This window comes from Vibrio sp. YT-17 (assembly GCF_033337375.1).
In the GTDB taxonomy this organism is placed as follows: Bacteria; Pseudomonadota; Gammaproteobacteria; order Enterobacterales; family Vibrionaceae; genus Vibrio; species Vibrio alginolyticus.
The window spans coordinates 61,136-77,862 of record NZ_JAWOQP010000003.1 but is presented as its reverse complement, the minus strand read 5'-3'; the positions used below and the strand labels follow the sequence as shown (position 1 = coordinate 77,862).

General features: G+C 44.5%; 14 protein-coding genes. 4 read left to right on the top strand and 10 right to left on the bottom strand.

Features of this window, described 5'->3' with window-relative positions; all coding sequences use genetic code 11:
• Positions 1-181: 181 nt before the first annotated feature.
• Positions 182-1,534: an NADP-specific glutamate dehydrogenase gene (gene gdhA / locus R7F67_RS04220; RefSeq protein ID WP_258475447.1), complete on the top strand. Its 1,353-nt coding sequence runs from the start codon at positions 182-184 to the stop codon at positions 1,532-1,534.
• A 75-nt stretch (positions 1,535-1,609) separates the two neighbouring features.
• On the opposite strand, the gene R7F67_RS04215 is transcribed toward gdhA, so the two are convergent.
• From R7F67_RS04215 to R7F67_RS04205, 3 genes are all read right to left on the bottom strand, one after another.
• Positions 1,610-2,077: an OsmC family protein gene (locus R7F67_RS04215; RefSeq protein WP_017820322.1), complete on the bottom strand. Its 468-nt coding sequence runs from the start codon at positions 2,075-2,077 to the stop codon at positions 1,610-1,612.
• Between the two features lie 99 nt (positions 2,078-2,176).
• Complete coding sequence (locus R7F67_RS04210) at positions 2,177-4,534, bottom strand: ATP-binding protein (protein ID WP_258475449.1); 2,358 nt, start codon at positions 4,532-4,534, stop codon at positions 2,177-2,179.
• On the bottom strand, positions 4,527-5,495 hold the full coding sequence (locus R7F67_RS04205; RefSeq protein ID WP_005373180.1) for a cytochrome-c peroxidase: 969 nt from the start codon (positions 5,493-5,495) through the stop codon (positions 4,527-4,529). Before R7F67_RS04205 ends, R7F67_RS04210 begins: the two co-directional genes overlap by 8 nt.
• Positions 5,496-5,993: 498 nt before the next feature.
• Between R7F67_RS04205 and R7F67_RS04200 the strand changes: the two genes are divergently transcribed.
• Both R7F67_RS04200 and R7F67_RS04195 read left to right on the top strand, forming a co-directional pair.
• Positions 5,994-7,370: an NfeD family protein gene (locus R7F67_RS04200; protein ID WP_170890143.1), complete on the top strand. Its 1,377-nt coding sequence runs from the start codon at positions 5,994-5,996 to the stop codon at positions 7,368-7,370.
• A gap of 10 nt (positions 7,371-7,380) precedes the next feature.
• A complete protein-coding gene (locus R7F67_RS04195) occupies positions 7,381-8,163 on the top strand; it encodes a slipin family protein (protein WP_005373196.1) in 783 nt (260 codons plus the stop codon).
• 41 nt (positions 8,164-8,204) lie between these two features.
• On the opposite strand, the gene R7F67_RS04190 is transcribed toward R7F67_RS04195, so the two are convergent.
• Positions 8,205-8,639 (bottom strand): globin, encoded by a 435-nt coding sequence (locus R7F67_RS04190; RefSeq protein ID WP_031780773.1) that lies wholly within the window; start codon positions 8,637-8,639, stop codon positions 8,205-8,207.
• Positions 8,640-8,882: 243 nt separating this feature from the next.
• Between R7F67_RS04190 and R7F67_RS04185 the strand changes: the two genes are divergently transcribed.
• A complete protein-coding gene (locus tag R7F67_RS04185) occupies positions 8,883-9,539 on the top strand; it encodes an NAD(P)H-dependent oxidoreductase (RefSeq protein ID WP_170890145.1) in 657 nt (218 codons plus the stop codon).
• A 96-nt stretch (positions 9,540-9,635) separates the two neighbouring features.
• Here the strand turns inward: R7F67_RS04185 and choV are convergent, their stop codons facing one another.
• The 6 genes from choV to betI all read right to left on the bottom strand — a co-directional run bounded on the left by choV (position 9,636) and on the right by betI (position 16,687).
• Positions 9,636-10,814 (bottom strand): choline ABC transporter ATP-binding protein, encoded by a 1,179-nt coding sequence (gene choV / locus R7F67_RS04180; protein ID WP_132937138.1) that lies wholly within the window; start codon positions 10,812-10,814, stop codon positions 9,636-9,638.
• A gap of 2 nt (positions 10,815-10,816) precedes the next feature.
• On the bottom strand, positions 10,817-11,659 hold the full coding sequence (gene choW / locus R7F67_RS04175; RefSeq protein ID WP_005392552.1) for a choline ABC transporter permease subunit: 843 nt from the start codon (positions 11,657-11,659) through the stop codon (positions 10,817-10,819).
• Between the two features lie 78 nt (positions 11,660-11,737).
• A complete protein-coding gene (locus tag R7F67_RS04170) occupies positions 11,738-12,676 on the bottom strand; it encodes a choline ABC transporter substrate-binding protein (RefSeq protein WP_005382646.1) in 939 nt (312 codons plus the stop codon).
• 36 nt (positions 12,677-12,712) lie between these two features.
• A complete protein-coding gene (gene betA, locus R7F67_RS04165) occupies positions 12,713-14,428 on the bottom strand; it encodes a choline dehydrogenase (protein ID WP_005373209.1) in 1,716 nt (571 codons plus the stop codon).
• Positions 14,429-14,608: 180 nt separating this feature from the next.
• A complete protein-coding gene (betB, locus tag R7F67_RS04160; protein WP_064354705.1) occupies positions 14,609-16,069 on the bottom strand; it encodes a betaine-aldehyde dehydrogenase in 1,461 nt (486 codons plus the stop codon).
• An 18-nt stretch (positions 16,070-16,087) separates the two neighbouring features.
• Positions 16,088-16,687, bottom strand: coding sequence for a transcriptional regulator BetI (gene betI / locus R7F67_RS04155; RefSeq protein WP_017820329.1), 600 nt, complete (start codon positions 16,685-16,687; stop codon positions 16,088-16,090).
• Positions 16,688-16,727: the final 40 nt, after the last annotated feature.

Sequence of the window (16,727 nt, the reverse complement as noted above, 5' to 3'; positions counted from 1 at the left end):
ACTCAACCACCCGCTTACTTAGCTCGCCCTACCTATCTCAACCAACACTGCCCGGGTTAGAAGCTGCACATTCTCATCCGCAGGAAATACCACTACAACCATTGAATCTTGGTCAAAATCACTATTTAATGGAAATACATTCATATAAACTGATTGCTTATTCACATCAAGGAAGAAACCTATGTCATACATACACGATACTATTGTTGCGTTGCAACACAGTAGCCCTGCGCAAAAAGAATTTTACCAAGCGGTAGAAGAAGTATTAACTTCTCTCGCGCCGGTAATAGAAGGCAATAATAAATATAAGGAACAAGCGATTATCCAGAGGATCGTCGAGCCAGAACGTCAAATCATGTTTCGAGTTCCTTGGGTTGATGATGCTGGAAATGTACAAGTAAACAAAGGTTATCGAGTTGAATTCAACTCTGCTTTGGGGCCGTACAAAGGAGGATTGAGATTCCATCACTCAGTCAATGCGAGCATCATAAAATTTCTCGGCTTTGAGCAAATCTTTAAAAACGCACTGACTGGCCTTCCTATCGGTGGCGGCAAAGGCGGTTCAAACTTCGATCCTAAAGGAAAATCCGACGGCGAGATCATGCGATTTTGCCAATCATTTATGAACGAGTTGTACCGTCACATCGGTCCTACCACCGATGTGCCCGCAGGCGATATCGGTGTCGGGGCGCGCGAAATTGGCTATATGTTTGGTCAATACAAACGATTGACGGGCCGCTACGAAGGTGTGCTTACAGGCAAGAGTCTTCTTTGGGGTGGCTCACTCGCCAGAAAAGAAGCGACAGGATATGGCGCCGTCTATTTTGCAGAATGCATGCTCAACGACCGCAACGATTCATTGAAAGGGAAAACTTGTCTCGTTTCTGGTGCTGGCAACGTGGCTATCTACGCCATTGAAAAACTGTACCATATGGGAGCAACGCCAGTTACATGCAGCGACTCTCGAGGTACGATCTATCATGAGCACGGTATTGATCTTAAGCTCCTAAAACAACTGAAAGAAGTGAAAAGAGCAAGCTTAGAAGAATATTTAGAAACTTACCCTGAAGCAGAATACACACCAGAGGGCGACTATCCTAATGAAGGACATGCTGTTTGGCGATATCAGGCTGATGCTGCCTTCCCTTGTGCGACTCAAAATGAACTAACGTCAGACGACGCACTGGCTCTTATCGAAAACGGATGTATTTTGATTAGTGAAGGGGCGAACATGCCAACCACCCGTGAGGCTGCCAATATTATCGTGGACTCAGACATAGCTTATGGGCCTGCCAAAGCAGCCAATGCAGGCGGCGTTGCAACCAGTCAACTTGAAATGGCGCAAAACGCAAGCATGCAAAACTGGACGTTTGAACAAGTGGATAGTCAGTTGCAAACCATCATGAAAAATATTTTCATCAATGCAAACGAAACCAGTAAAGAGTTTGGCCAACCTGGAAATTTAGTTTTAGGCGCCAACATTGCAGGCTTTAGAAAAGTCGCTGATGCAATGATTGAGCAAGGTGTCGTCTAGATGAACGAGCCAGCAGGATGACTGCTGGCTTAATATAACTCTGTAATAGGCCGCGCTTTTGATAAAGAGCTTCACTTAATTCGCAATAAGCGTTGTCACTTCTGTTTTAACGGAGTTGGCGATAAAGCAATTCTCATGGGCCATGTGGTGCAGTTTTTCTAATTGAGATGGTGTCGGTTGTTTTTCACCTGAAAATGTTATCTTAGGGTTTAACGTTACCTTTGATACCCACTCTTTTCCGTTTTCGCCTTTTTCAAGCTCCCCTACCGCTTCATCGAAGTAACTGTCCACAACATAACGTCGCTTTGCTGCAATAGACAGGAAAACGAGCATATGACAACTAGAAAGTGCCGCGACAAACGCTTCTTCTGGATCAACGTTTTCTTCTACGGATAGTGGTAATGGTACTACGTGGGGAGATGGAGATGCTGGGACTTGCAACCCTCCATCAAATTGCCAAATGTGTGCCCGACTATACTTATTATCACTAAACTCTTCGCCAGCTTTACGATGCCATTTGATTAAAGCGGAATGCTTACTCATTCTAACTCCCTGATTTTCCGACGACGAATCAACACTATCCGTCCTTGCCACAGTAAACCACAACAAAATGAGTTAAGGAAAGCATCGCACTCACAGGGACTATAAAATCTGTTGAGGATCGGCATTGTTCTTCTGGATATCATCCAAAAGTCTATGAGACTGATGGATGTTGACCTGTAACCGATTGATCAGCATCTGCAACTGCTCAATCTCGGGACTTTGGTTGGCTTTAAGTTGAGTTTCCAGGGCCTCCGTTTGGTTCGCCAAAATAGGTAAACTTAGGTTCAGTGCCATCCCTTTCGTTTTGTGCAACGTCAGCTCTAATGAAGCAAAGTCTTCAGCCATAAAGTATTCAATAAGCTCATCAACAGATGTCTCAAAATCGACAATAATGCTTTTTAGCAGCTCGTCGAGCGCTTCTGGCTCATCTTGTAAAGAAGCAAACATGCCTGAGTGGGAGAGCTCTTCCTCTGTTAACCTTAAGTTCTCGATTGGCTTACGTTGCAACTGAAGCACATTGCTGTCATTCGTTAGTGGCGGATTCCGTTTCGGTTCGAGTCTGGCTGCAAACTGTTTGAGAGCGTCTGAAAAGCTCTCATGCTGTAGCGGTTTTGTAAGCACATGGTCTGCTCCTGCTTCAATAAAGCTATCGTGAGCTTCACGAAATACGTCTGCCGTGTACGCAAAGAGTAATGTCTTGATACCTAACTCTTGTCGGATAACGCGTGTCGCCTCAACGCCATTCATCTCGGGCATATGGTTGTCCATCAAGATCAGGTCGTACTCGTTCTCTTTCGCCTTTTTAACCGCGATTAACCCATTTTCTGCTACATCCACTTCATGCCCGAGCTTTTCGCAAAACCCTTTTGCCACAATGGCATTCACACGGTTATCATCAGCAAGTAGTATCTTTAAATGGTGTGATTTTGCGCGAGGTTTCGGTGCTTCTTGCTGCTTTTTCGGAGCAGATTCTACCCAAGGAATCGGCAACTCAACGATAAATTGACTTCCAACGCCTTCTATACTCTTGAGAGTAATATAGCCACCCATCAAATCGGTTAGTTTTTTGACGATGGCTAACCCAAGCCCTGTTCCGCCGAACCTTCGAGTCGTTGATGAGTCTGCTTGCTCAAACGAGTTAAAAATATGCTCGTGCTTGTCTGGCGCAATACCAATACCGGTGTCGCTCACGCGCATGACCAACAACTGATTCGACTTATCTAACTCAGTTCTAACCAGCACATGCCCTTCATTGGTAAACTTCACCGCGTTACCGGCGAGATTAAACAAGATCTGTCGTAAACGCGCACAATCCCCAGTAAATTCAGTATATTCAGAAACCTCGTTTTCCAAGATTAGCTCGATATTTTTTTCATCAACAAGTGGTTTTATTGCGCTACACACCGGAGAAAGCACTTGATCGAGCTTAAACTTAGCTTGCTCAAATTCCAGTTTGTTTTCTTCAACTTTAGAAAAATCCAAAATATCGTTGAGGATCGTCATCAGATGCTGGCCAGAATCAAGAATAACCCTAATATGCTCTTTCGTTGTCGGCTCTTTGGTCTCTTCTGCAATCATTTGAGAAAGCCCTAGTACACCATTCATCGGCGTTCTTAGTTCGTGACTCATTGCAGCGAGAAAATTTGATTTCGCTTTTGCCGCTCGCTCGGCTTTGTTTCTCGCCTCTTCAATTTCAAGATTCAACTGTTTTAAGTTATGCATTCGGTGATGCGACTGATAAACAAACGCGCTAACTAGAAACATCACCGCGATAAATACAAACAGCCACGTAAAACGCGCCTCACTTTGAGCAATATTGAGTAACCGATGCTCTGAGCTTTCGACAAACTCAATATAAGTGTGATCAAGCAGTTCATTCGTCAGCAATTCAATTCTTTTATCACTCGTTTGAAGCCGTTTAAGGAAGTTCGCTTCCTTTTCACTCTCAACTTCCGTTTGTGTTAGAAGCAACTGGTTGAGAAATTCAAAATAACGACTGCCACCCAATGATTGACCGCTATCGGTAGAAACCTCTTGCTGATATAAATTGAACAACATGAGTAATGCATACCGATTTTCTACCTGAACACCAATTAACATATCAAGCTTCAACGTTGTTTGAAGCACTCGCTCCTTAAACTGTTCAAGCGTATCCCTAACTTTTATACGATTGGGTGTCACGGGAAACCAAACTGATGCCTTTGATGACTCCAACAGTGCCTGTGCTGCGATTTCTATCTCTACTAAAGATGTTGTTAACTCATAGTTTTTTCTATCTTCAACGGCATATCGGTTCACGATAACATCACGCTCTTCAATCAATTCATGTCCGATATTCATTAGCTCTGCATGAAATTCTTGAGCGTTTTTTGAGTTCATATACGACATATACGCCAGTGTGCAGCACGCCAGTATCCCAATAAAAAAGCACAAATTGATCAGTTTGAATTTATTCATTTTCCAACACCTCTAAAATTATGGGTCTAGGTGCTGTCAACGACTGCAAGAATGCTTCAATGTCCGCGACATTCTCATCGTTCATCGTTATACCGAGCTGGGTTTTAGCCATGATTTGTATCGCGTCGGATAACTTATCGACTTGCCCATTATGAAAATAAGGACTCGTTAGCGCGACATTGCGTAAACTGGCTACTCTAAAATAGAATCGCTCTTCATCTTCTATCGTAACGAGTTGCCTGCCCGAGTCCTCTACTACTGGCTTATCCTTGAAATAGGCGAACCTTTGGATCATCGCTCCGCCGATATTTTTGCCCTGATGACACTGCACACAACCTGAAGTCTGAAATGTTTTCCAACCTCTGATTTGCTGTTCACTCAGTACATGCGTGTAACCCAATAAGTAAGCATCGAATGGTGCTCCAGGCGTCTGCAGCCCTTCAACAAACTCCACAATAGCGGACTTGATATTATGAACGTTAATCGGCAATTCATCGTCACGACTAAATAGCGCTTGATAATGTTCACTCTCTTTTACATATTGCTCTATTGTTTGCCAGTTTGAGTCCATTTCCATTGGATTATGGATTGGACCATCAATCTGAGCCATCAAGGTGTTTTCCGTTCCATCCCATAAAAAACGATAATTTAACGCCGCATTAAACACTGTTATAGAATTTCTAATTCCATCACCTTTCACCCCCGTAGAGACTGGTGTATTTTCAGCGCCATTGGTTTGCAGATTGTGGCATGTCGCACAGCTGACATTACCATTTGACGATAATTGAGGATCGCGGAAGAGATGCCAGCCAATTCTCGCTAGCTTAATATCCACATTAGGATCACCCTGTATGGGCTGAACTAGGGAGATATCACCTAACATCTTCGCGTTTCTTGCGGTTGTTGTTTGGCTCAAAATGAGTGTTACAACAGCTAGTGCGATTGCGCTGAATTGCCTCATCAACTACATACCTTAGACTTGTCATTGATATGAATTTAGTTGCATTTTGGCGTTTTTTCCACCGACAGGAAGTTGAAAAAACGAGTTAAGTATTGCTTTGTTTAAGGCTTTGGTTGAAGAGGGAGTAATAAGGCGAATATGAAGAAACCTATCGCCTTATGAGTAGCTAACGTATTGAAATCTGAATTTAGTGTAGAAAAGCCAAAAACCGTTGAAACCAAGTCACCTCTCCATAGGAGATCAGATCGAAAATAGTAAAGAAAACGGCACAGATAACGGCCAACTTAATCAAACGCTGAACAATAAACATAAACATCACAATTACCAATAATTTGCTTTAGTTTACTATCTCACACAGCGTTTATATATAAAAAAGTAGTCTCCTAATTAGCCTCGGCAACTTATTCATTAGAACCTATACTCAAGCATCTCTAAGTTATTTGGATATACTTGAATTAGGATTTCAAAAAGTCCCTGTGACCACACAAGGAGGACTGCATGAAACGACTATGGATATGGTTCTTACCTTTACTCTTGATGGCCAGTCAAGCACTGGCGAATACCGTTTGGATTGTTCCTGTCAAAGGCGCTATAGGGCCTGCTACTAGCGACTATTTATCTCGTGAAATAGAAGAAGCTCAACTAAACGGTGTCAGTTTAGTGATCTTACAGATGGACACACCAGGCGGCTTAGATAGCGCAATGCGAGATATTATTCACGCGATTACCACCTCCTCGACTCCCATTGCAACTTGGGTCGGCCCATCTGGTTCTAGAGCTGCCAGTGCAGGAACATACATCTTGCTCGCTAGTCACGTAGCCGCCATGGCTGAAGCGACAAACCTCGGAGCTGCAACGCCCGTCGCGTTAGGTGGTACGCCTCAACCTCCTTCATCGGATGATGGCAAAGATCAAAACGCGGAAGAAACGCCAGAAGGAACCAACGAAAGCTCAGAGAAAGTTCCCGCTAAAACCGCAATGGAGAAAAAGGTAATTAACGACGCCAAAGCCTACATTAAAGGCTTAGCAAAACTTCATGGACGAAATGCAGAATGGGCAGAGAAAGCAGTAAGCGAAGCGGCGAGCTTGGATGCAACAGAAGCATTAGAATTAAACGTGATCGATTACATAGCCAATTCGCCAGAGGACTTAGTCAAAGCCATAGATGGGCAAACAGTTAAAGTAAACAATCGCACTGTGACATTGTCACTTGAAAATCCAACATGGGTTGAAAGAACGCCAGATTGGCGAGCAGAAATGTTAGCCGTTATCACCAATCCAAACGTTGCCTACATTCTAATGCTCATCGGCATCTACGGTTTACTTCTTGAATTTTACAACCCAGGAATTGGCTTACCCGGTGTGCTAGGTGGGATTTGTCTGCTTCTTGCCATGTACGCACTACAAATGATGCCCGTCAACTACGCAGGTCTTGGTCTGCTGTTACTCGGTATTGCACTAATGATAGCGGAAGCATTCAGTCCGAGCTTTGGTATTTTGGGTTTAGGCGGCGTTGTCGCCTTTGTACTCGGTTCGATATTTCTCATGGACAGTGAATTACCAGGGTTCCAGATCGCCCTTCCTTTGATTTTTGGTATTGCCATATTTTCCGTGGCTCTAATCGTGCTGACTGTCGGCCTGTTGCTCAAAATTCGTCGCCGGCGTGTAACGACGGGTTTAGAGACATACCCTGGGAAGGTCGCCGTGGTAAGCGATGACTTTATCGATGGCGAAGGACGCGTTCAACTCAACGGTGCGTTATGGCGAGCTAAAGCCAAAGACCATCAACAATTCAAACAAGGTGATCACGTCACCATTGTTAATGTTAAAGGGCTGACCTTAACTGTGATGCCTGATGACCGCCAAAATAAATAGGAGGCGCTTTATGATGCTCTATACCGTTGCGGTGATCGTGGTGCTGCTGTTCGCACTAGCGACCCAAATGTTCAAGGTCTTGAGAGAATACGAACGTGGGGTTGTGTTCTTTCTTGGTCGATTCCAAGAAGTCAAAGGACCTGGTTTGATCATCCTTATCCCATTTATTCAGCAAATGGTGAGGGTTGATTTACGTACTGTCGTTTTGGATGTGCCGACACAAGATTTAATTACCAAAGATAACGTTTCTGTGCGCGTCAACGCGGTCGTTTATTTTCGCGTAGTCGATCCTCAAATGGCGATTAACAATATTGAAAGCTACAGCGATGCCACCAGCCAGTTAGCACAAACCACGCTGCGCTCGGTATTGGGTCAGCATGAACTCGATGAATTGCTATCAGAGCGAGAACGCCTCAATAAGGATTTACAATCCATTCTCGATCAACAGACTGATGACTGGGGAATCAAGATTGCTACGGTTGAAGTCAAACATGTTGATTTAAATGACAGCATGGTCAGAGCCCTAGCCCGTCAGGCAGAAGCAGAACGTAACCGTAGGGCGAAGATCATTCACGCTACTGGTGAGTTAGAGGCTTCAAATAAATTAAAAGAAGCAGCGCAAATGCTCAACGAAGCACCGAATGCACTGCAATTACGTTACATGCAGACACTCACTGAAATCACTACAGACAAAACATCCACTATTATTTTTCCAATGCCGATCAATCTTGTCGAAGCTGTCAGTGATATCGCCGAAGCGGTGAAAAAGAATAAAGAGACACAAGATAAGTAAGATTTTGCCCCTAGGAAGTAACGACCGCTCACGTTACTTCCTTATTTGGTACTCGCTTTAAGGATGTGCCCATCTTCTTTATCACATTCTTGTTTCATTACTTCTAAGCCCGTTTTAAAGCATGTTCGCCAAGCGGTTTCAACATCGGCATCGTACCCAGAATCACACTGTCGAACCGTTTCTAACAAACTCTCAAGCCAAACATCAAAATCCTGCGGCTCTATACCAATTTCGGCACTTGCATGCTTTTTCCCATACTTTTCCACCATTTTGTGCGCTTCGGTCGAGGTATCTGCCATCATAAAAAACACGATAGACCCTCTAAGCATTCTCACTTGTTGGTGCATGTCTATACCGTCAAACTTCTGTCTAAAGTTGGCGCTTTTCGACCATAAATTTTTGTAGAACAAGTCGAAAAACTCCTGATCTGAAGTACAACGTTCATAGCTATCATTAAAAACTTCAATCACGTTCATGTTGCTTTCCCCTACGCCTCAATATGAGTTTAATTTAATATAAAATAAAAGCTTCCATATAAGGACTTTTAAGTTTCAAATCGATCAACTCACATCGATTTTCAACAAAAAGTAAAAAGTGATTTAAATAAACACCCTCTTATCAATGAAAAAATATCCATTATCATGACCCCATATTCGAGGTACGCATGGTTGTCGATGCTAGTGCATCCTCATCTGTCATCACATAAAGAGGATATAAACGTGTCCCATCAAATCATTACCGATCTAAATAACCGTTACACTGCAAAAAAATATGATGAAACCAAGCGCGTTTCTCAAGAAGACATGGCGATAATCAAAGAAGCACTGCGTTTGTCGGCGTCTTCTATCAACTCACAACCATGGAAATTCATCGTTATTGAAAGTGATGAAGCGAAGCAACGTTTCCACAATACGTTTTCAAATATGCACCAGTTTAACCAACCACACGCGAAAGCCGCATCACATACGATTCTGTTTGCTTACGATCCTAAATTTACTAAAGAGAAATTTGCGAAACGTGTGGATGCAGAAGTAACATCTGGCCACTTGCCAGCGGAGATGTACAACAACTTTATGGGTGCTTACGCTTTTGCCGATGTAAATACGGACGAAAATGGCTTCAACGGAAACTGGACAAAAGCACAAGTCTATTTGGCACTAGGCAACCTACTACACACATTGGCACGACTAGGCATTGATTCAACACCGATGGAAGGTGTCGATCCGGCTCTGATTGGAGAAGAGTTTAAAGAAGAGCTCGAGGGCCATATTTGTGAAGTTGCGCTGGCGATTGGCTACCATAAAGATGGGGAAGATTACAATCATGGTCTTCCAAAAGCACGCCTTGCAATGGATGACGTAATTACGACTCTATAGTCGACCATTGTCTTAGCTTAGCGACTTAACTCATTGTTTAAACTAAAAAGAGCCGCATTAATGTGCGGCTCTTTTTTACTTGGTTCTGCGTCAACTTTACGCAACTTGCTCTGACTTAAAATTACCAAGCAATGCATCGTAAAGCTCATTGTCGCTTAACACACCAACCAGCTTATTATCTTCAACCATAAGCAGAGGCTGATTGCTACGCTGTTTAAGTTCAATCGCTTCTCTCATACTGATTTCTGGGCTAACCTGAACCAGAGAATTTTCATTAACTTCGTCAAGGTTCGAAGAGTCGCTCTTCCATTGAATCAACGATTTATCTTTATCCGCTAAACTTAACCCCTTGCTCTCTTGTATCACCCAAATATCTTTATCAGGGCAAATCAGAACACGCGTATCTTCGCGAACCAAATCGTCACGCATTAAGGAACGTCCCTTCAGCACATTTAATGGATTAGTGTGAGCAACAAAGTCCGCCACATAATCGTTTTCTGGAGCAAGAATGATCTGTTCTGGCTTGCCATGTTGAATCAACTTTCCTGATTCCATAATGGCGATGTTGTTGCCGATTTTAAGCGCCTCATCCAAGTCGTGACTCACAAAAAGAATGGTTTTGTTTAGCTTTTCTTGAAGCAGAATCAATTCATCTTGAAGCTGAGCACGAATCAATGGGTCAAGCGCTGAAAACGGCTCATCCATTAACAAGATATCTGTGTCCATCGCGAACGCTCGCGCTAGGCCAACACGCTGCTGCATACCACCAGAGAGCTCGTGCGGGAATTTCGTTTCCCACTCAGACAAACCGACCATTTCGAGCTGTTCACGCGCTTTTTTACGGCGCTCTGCTTTGCCAATGCCTTGCATTTCTAGACCAAACGCAACGTTATCTAATACCGTTAACCATGGCATCAATGCAAACTTCTGAAACACCATGGATACGCGGTGAGTACGAAGGTGGCGCAACTTCTGTTCGTCACAGTTAGAGAGCTCAACCATGTCGTCGCCGTCTTTAATTTTCAGAGAGCCACGAGAAATTTCGTTCAACCCGTTAACTGTTCGCAGCAAACTTGATTTACCCGAGCCTGAAAGCCCCATCAAAACACAGATCTCACCCTGTTTCACGTTCAGCGAAACATTATCAACCCCAACCACTTGGCCAGTTTCGTCGATGATTTCTTGTCGAGACTTCCCTTGATCTAACAGTGCTAGCGCCTGTGCTTGTTGCTGACCAAAAACGACATCAAGATTGTGAATAGTAATAGCGTCCATGATTATGCCTCCTTCTGGTTTGGTGCTTTACACAAGCGATCAAGAATGATGGCAACGAGTACAATCGCTAAACCAGCTTCAAAACCTTGCGAGATGTTTACCGTATTCAGTGCGCGTACGACTGGTTTACCAAGTCCATCAGCACCAACAAGCGCCGCAATGACTACCATAGACAGAGACAACATAATGCACTGCGTAACGCCAGCCATAATACTTGGCAATGCCGCAGGTAACTCCACCTTAAACAGTAGCTTCATGCGGCTGGCACCAAATGCTTTACCCGCTTCAAGTAGCTCCTCCGGCACTTTAATAATGCCGAGGTACGTCAATCGAATTGGCGCAGCGATAGCGAAAATGATGGTCGAGATTAGACCAGGGACAATACCTAAGCCAAACAGAACCAAGGTTGGAATTAGGTAAACGAATGTCGGTACGGTCTGCATCAAATCGAGTATTGGCCGCAACAAGGTGTATAACCAAGGACGGTGAGCCGCCATAATGCCCAACGGCACGCCAATTAATACGGAAATCGTTGTCGCTGCAAACACAAGGACAAAGGTTTCCAGCATTTCTTGCCAGTAACCAAGGTTGAGAATTGCGAGTAAGGCCAGCACGATAAATACGACAAGAGGAATGCTGCGATGTAAGAACCAAGCAATTGCCGCCGTCATAATGATTGGCGCTGCAGGTGGCATCCATTTAAAAATGTCCACCACGAAAAGAATGATCGTTTCAAGTGTAATAGAGATTGCATCGAAAAAACCCGATGCATTGATGGTTAACCAATCGACGCCAGTTTCCATCCATTGGCCCAACGGTAGTTTGTTGTCCGTAATAAAATTCAAAATAAAACCTTTGTGTTAATGAAGCGGGCAAAAGTCTGCCCACTTTCTTTTTAAAAAAACGAGCTCAAATACTGCTTATTAAGCGTTTGTTTTTAAGTAGTTTGTAATAGCTGTTAGCGCATCTTGGCCATCTACCGTTTTCACGCCCTCTAGCCACGCTTCAATTTGCTCTTGGTTTGCATTCAACCATGCTTGCGCTGCTTTTGATGGCTTCTGTTTCTGGTTAAGAATCGCTTCCATCAGTTCATTTTCCATTTCTAGGTTAAACTCTAGATTTTTCACTAGCTGACCTACATTTGGACACTCAGCGAGGTAATTTTTACGTACGTTTGTGTAGACGTTCGCGCCGCCGTAGTTAGGACCGAAGAAGTCATCGCCACCCGCTAGATATTCCATTTCAACGTTACTATTCATTGGGTGCGGCGCCCAACCTAGGTACACAATCCATTGATTGCGGCGTGCGGCACGTGATACTTGAGACACCATGCCAGCTTCACTGGACTCAACTAGGCTGAAATCTTTTAGGCCGAATGCGTTGCTATCAATCATTGACTGAATTAAGCGGTTGCCATCGTTTCCTGGTTCAATGCCGTAAATGCGGTCTTTAAATTTGTCGGCATGTTTTACTAGGTCAGCGAAGTTGGTTACGCCTGCGTCATAAACGTATTTTGGAACCGCTAGCGTGTACTTTGCGCCAACGAGGTTCGCGCGTACGGTTTCAACAGTACCTGCATCACGGTATTTCGCGATATCACCTTCCATCGTTGGCATCCAGTTACCTAAGAAAATGTCGATATCGCCATTAGCCATAGAGGAGTAAGTTACAGGCACAGACAGAAGATCAGTCTTCGTTTTGTACCCCAACCCTTTAAGTAACTCTGATGTAACGGCAGTGGTCGCAGTGATGTCAGTCCAACCTACATCTGCGAAACGAACCGTTTCACATTGGTTGGCGTAAGCGCCTGTTGCTAAAGTACTTAGTGCAATTGTTGAGAAGATTTTTGTCATCTTAGACATGTTGAATTCCTTGTAATGATTACTGACTTTTTCATTTTATGAGATCGAATCGAGATCTCTTTTTGGCGGATGCATTCGTTGCATCTCTTGCCAGTCCGGTGCAATCCAAACTGGTACGTTGTTCGACGTTTCTAGGGCGTTATCCAAAATCATATCCGCGGCGCGTTCTGCCACCATAATCGTTGGCGCATTTAAATTACCGTTCGGAATGGTTGGGAAAATAGAAGAGTCCACCACACGCAAGCCTTGAATACCGCGTACTTGGCATCGCTCATTTAAGACGGCTAATGGGTCATTATCTGCGCCCATTTTGCAGGTACAAGATGGATGGTAAGCACTCTCGACGTTTTGCTTCACCCATTCATCAATCTGTTCATCCGTTGTGATGTTCAGACCGGGTTGGATCTCGTCCCCACGAAACTCATCCATGGCTGGCTGATTGAGGATCTCGCGAGTAAGGCGAATACAATCACGCCAATCCTGCTTATCTTGTTCAGTGGAAATGTAGTTAAACTCAATCTTCGGCTTATCATTCGGATTCGCAGAGACAACTTCGACCGACCCGCGACTTTCTGGCTTGTTAGGTCCAACGTGCACTTGGAAACCATGACCATCAAAAGCAGCTTGCCCGTCATAACGCATTGCCGCTGGCAAGAAGTGATATTGAATATTTGGCCACTTTAGCCCTTCTCGAGAGCGGATAAATGCACACGATTCAAAGTGGTTAGTCGCACCAAGGCCTTTGCGAGTTAATATCCACTCAGTGCCAATCAAGCCCTTGCTCACCAAACCTAATTTGCTGTTGAGCGTGATAGGTTGTTTACAGTGATATTGGAAGTACACTTCTAAGTGATCTTGCAGGTTTTTACCTACTCCCTCCAACGAGTGTTTCACCTCAATGCCCGCTTTTTCTAATACTGCCTTAGGGCCAATGCCTGAAAGCTGCAACAGCTGAACGGAGCCAACCGAACCCGCACTCGAAATCACTTCATTATTCGCAAAACATTGCTGAATTGAACCTGACTTTTCAAATTCAACGCCTACCGCTTTCTTTCCTTCTGCACCAGTTTCTTCTAATAAAACTCGATGAACCGTCACCCTCTTCATTAGGGTGAAGTTTTTGCGTTTTTTAGCACGGCTTAAGTATGCATTAGAGGTCGAAGCGCGTACGCCTTTGTCGACGGTCATATGCATTGGGCCAAAGCCCTCTTGCTGATAACCGTTGTAATCTTTTGTTTCTGGGTAGCCAGCTTCTTTGCCTGCATCAATAAAAGCTTGGTACAGCGGGTTGAGCTTCATATCGTTGCCGTTACATGTGCCGACTGGACCGTGATCACCCCGATATTCATCAGCACCACCAATCCAAGACTCTGCTTTACGGAAATAAGGCAAACACGACTGATAATTCCAGCCTTTCGCGCCTTCCTCTTCCCACTGGTCAAAGTCACAAGCGTGTCCGCGAACGTAAACCATGCCGTTGATAGATGAGCTACCGCCCAGAACTTTTCCGCGAGGACAATGAAGTTGGCGACCATCCAACCCTTGCTCTTCAACCGTCTCAAACTGCCACGCGTATTTTTCAGTGTTCATCGGGTAAGAAAGCGCTGTTGGCATTTGGATAAAAATACTTTTATCCGACCCACCCGCTTCGAGTAATAGGACCGAATTTTGACCACTTTCACTTAAGCGATCCGCTAACACACAGCCGGCCGAACCCGCACCGACGATGATGTAATCGTAGTGTTGTTGCATTTTTATTCTCCTAGGAGTTAATACTCATCACCGTAGATAAGTGAACGAAATTAGCGTAGGAAAAATGCTTGAGAACAAGGCGGAAATTTTGATAAGTAGTTAACCTACAATCAAAATTGACAACGTAGTTATCGAGCATTTTAACAAGCTAAAGTGGTCAGTTATCTACTATGAGTAGTATCATTTGTAAGGGCTTTCGAAGTCGCTTAGCTGAACCAGAACACTCTTCGTTTGTGTGTAATGTTTAAGGGTTTCGACTCCGTTTTCACGGCCAACACCTGATTGCTTGTAGCCGCCAACTGGCATTTCCGCAGGTGAGTCACCCCATGTGTTCACCCAACAAATACCCGCTTGAACTTGATGGATCACACGGTGCGCACGAGATAGGTTTTGAGTAAATACACCTGCCGCTAAGCCATAATCGGTGCCATTTGCACGCGCAATCACTTCCGACTCATCGCGGAATTTCAGAACTGACATTACCGGGCCAAAGATTTCTTGTTGAACGTGGCTCATGTCATCATCGCAATCGACAAATACGGTTGGAGCAACAAAGTTACCATTAGCTAGGCCATTGTCTGTTACTTTGTAGCCGCCAGTCAGTAACGTCGCGCCACTCGCTTTCGCGGCTTCAATCGCTCCTAGAACTTTCGATTCATGATCTTTAGAGATTAGCGCGCCAATTTGCGTGTTCTCATCAAGCGGATCGCCGACGACTAACAACTCGGTTCGGGCTTTAAGCTGTGCGATAAAGTCGTCATAAATACCTTCATGGACAAATACACGTGTACCGTGCGTACAAACCTCACCTTGGGTGTAGAAGTTCGCCACCATGGCCGCAGAAACGGCATCGTTTAACTTCGCATCATCAAAAATAATCAGTGGAGACTTACCACCAAGCTCCATCGTTACTTGTTTTAGTGTCTTAGCGCTGTCACTCATGACGACTTTACCGGTGCCTGACTCACCTGTGAATGACACTTTTGCGATATCAGGATGCGCCGTTAGCATCTGTCCTACTCGGTAATCCCCTTGCACGACATTAAATACGCCATCTGGCATGCCCGCTTCTGAATAAATTTCGGCGAGCTTAAGCGCCGTTAATGGTGTTTCTTCTGATGGCTTGAAGATCATTGCGTTGCCCGCAGCCAGTGCTGGCGCCGATTTCCACATCGCAATTTGAATTGGATAATTCCAAGCGCCAATACCCGCGCAAATGCCCAATGGCTCACGACGTGTATAGAAAAACTGGTCGTCGCTGAGTGGCTGCTGTTCACCTTGTAGACTTGGAGCAAGGCCAGCGTAGTACTCAAGAACATCGGCACCTGTTGTGACATCAACCGCGATAGCTTCTTGAATGGGCTTACCAGTATCTGCCACTTCCAATGCAGCCAACTCGTCATTACGCTCACGTAAAATGGCAACGGCTTTGTGTAAAATACGGCTGCGCTCAATCGCAGTCATCGCCGACCATGCAGCAAAACCTTTTTTTGCCGATTCAATCGCTGCTTGAAGATCGTCTTGGTTCGCTTGTTTAATGTTGGCCAATGGCTCACCATTCGCCGGATTGTAAGTGGTGAAGTGTTCATCTGAACACCCGTCGTACATCGCACCATTGATATAGTGTGCTTTCATTTCCATTTTGAAGACCTGTAACTTTTATATTTTTTCAGAATAAAACGTAAGTTGTTTTTCGAGATAATCGTTGATGATGATTCTCGCTCTTTCTGCATCAATGCCTTGCGGGTTGAGCGTTCCGCGCAGCCAAATTCCATCAATAAGTGATGCAATACCATGAGCAACCAATTCAGCCTGCTCTGCATTTAATAATGCTTTGAGTTCTTTTCTTAGGTGGGACAATAGACGTCGTTCGTTGACACGCTGCAAACGCTTGAGCTGCTCGTCATGCATTGAGTACGACCAAAACGCCAGCCAAGTCTTAGCAACTTGGTTTTCTGCCTGATAGCCGACAAAGTTACCATCAATGATGGCGTTAATTCTTTGGTGATGAGCATCACTTGGCAGCTCACGTAACTTCTGTGTGATAGTGGACGAAAGCTGACGCAAGATTTCTCGCATCGTTTCCTCCAGCAATCCGTGCTTACCACCGAAATAGTGGTTGATAATCCCCGTTGATACACCGGCTTCTTTGCTGATTAACGAAATACTCGCCGCGTGTAAACCGACTCTATCAATCACTGACATTGTCGCTTTCACAAGCTGCGGTTTTCTGATTTCAGGCATCCCCACCTTTGGCATTTTGCGTCCCTGTTATTTTTAATTGAACGGTTAGTTAAAT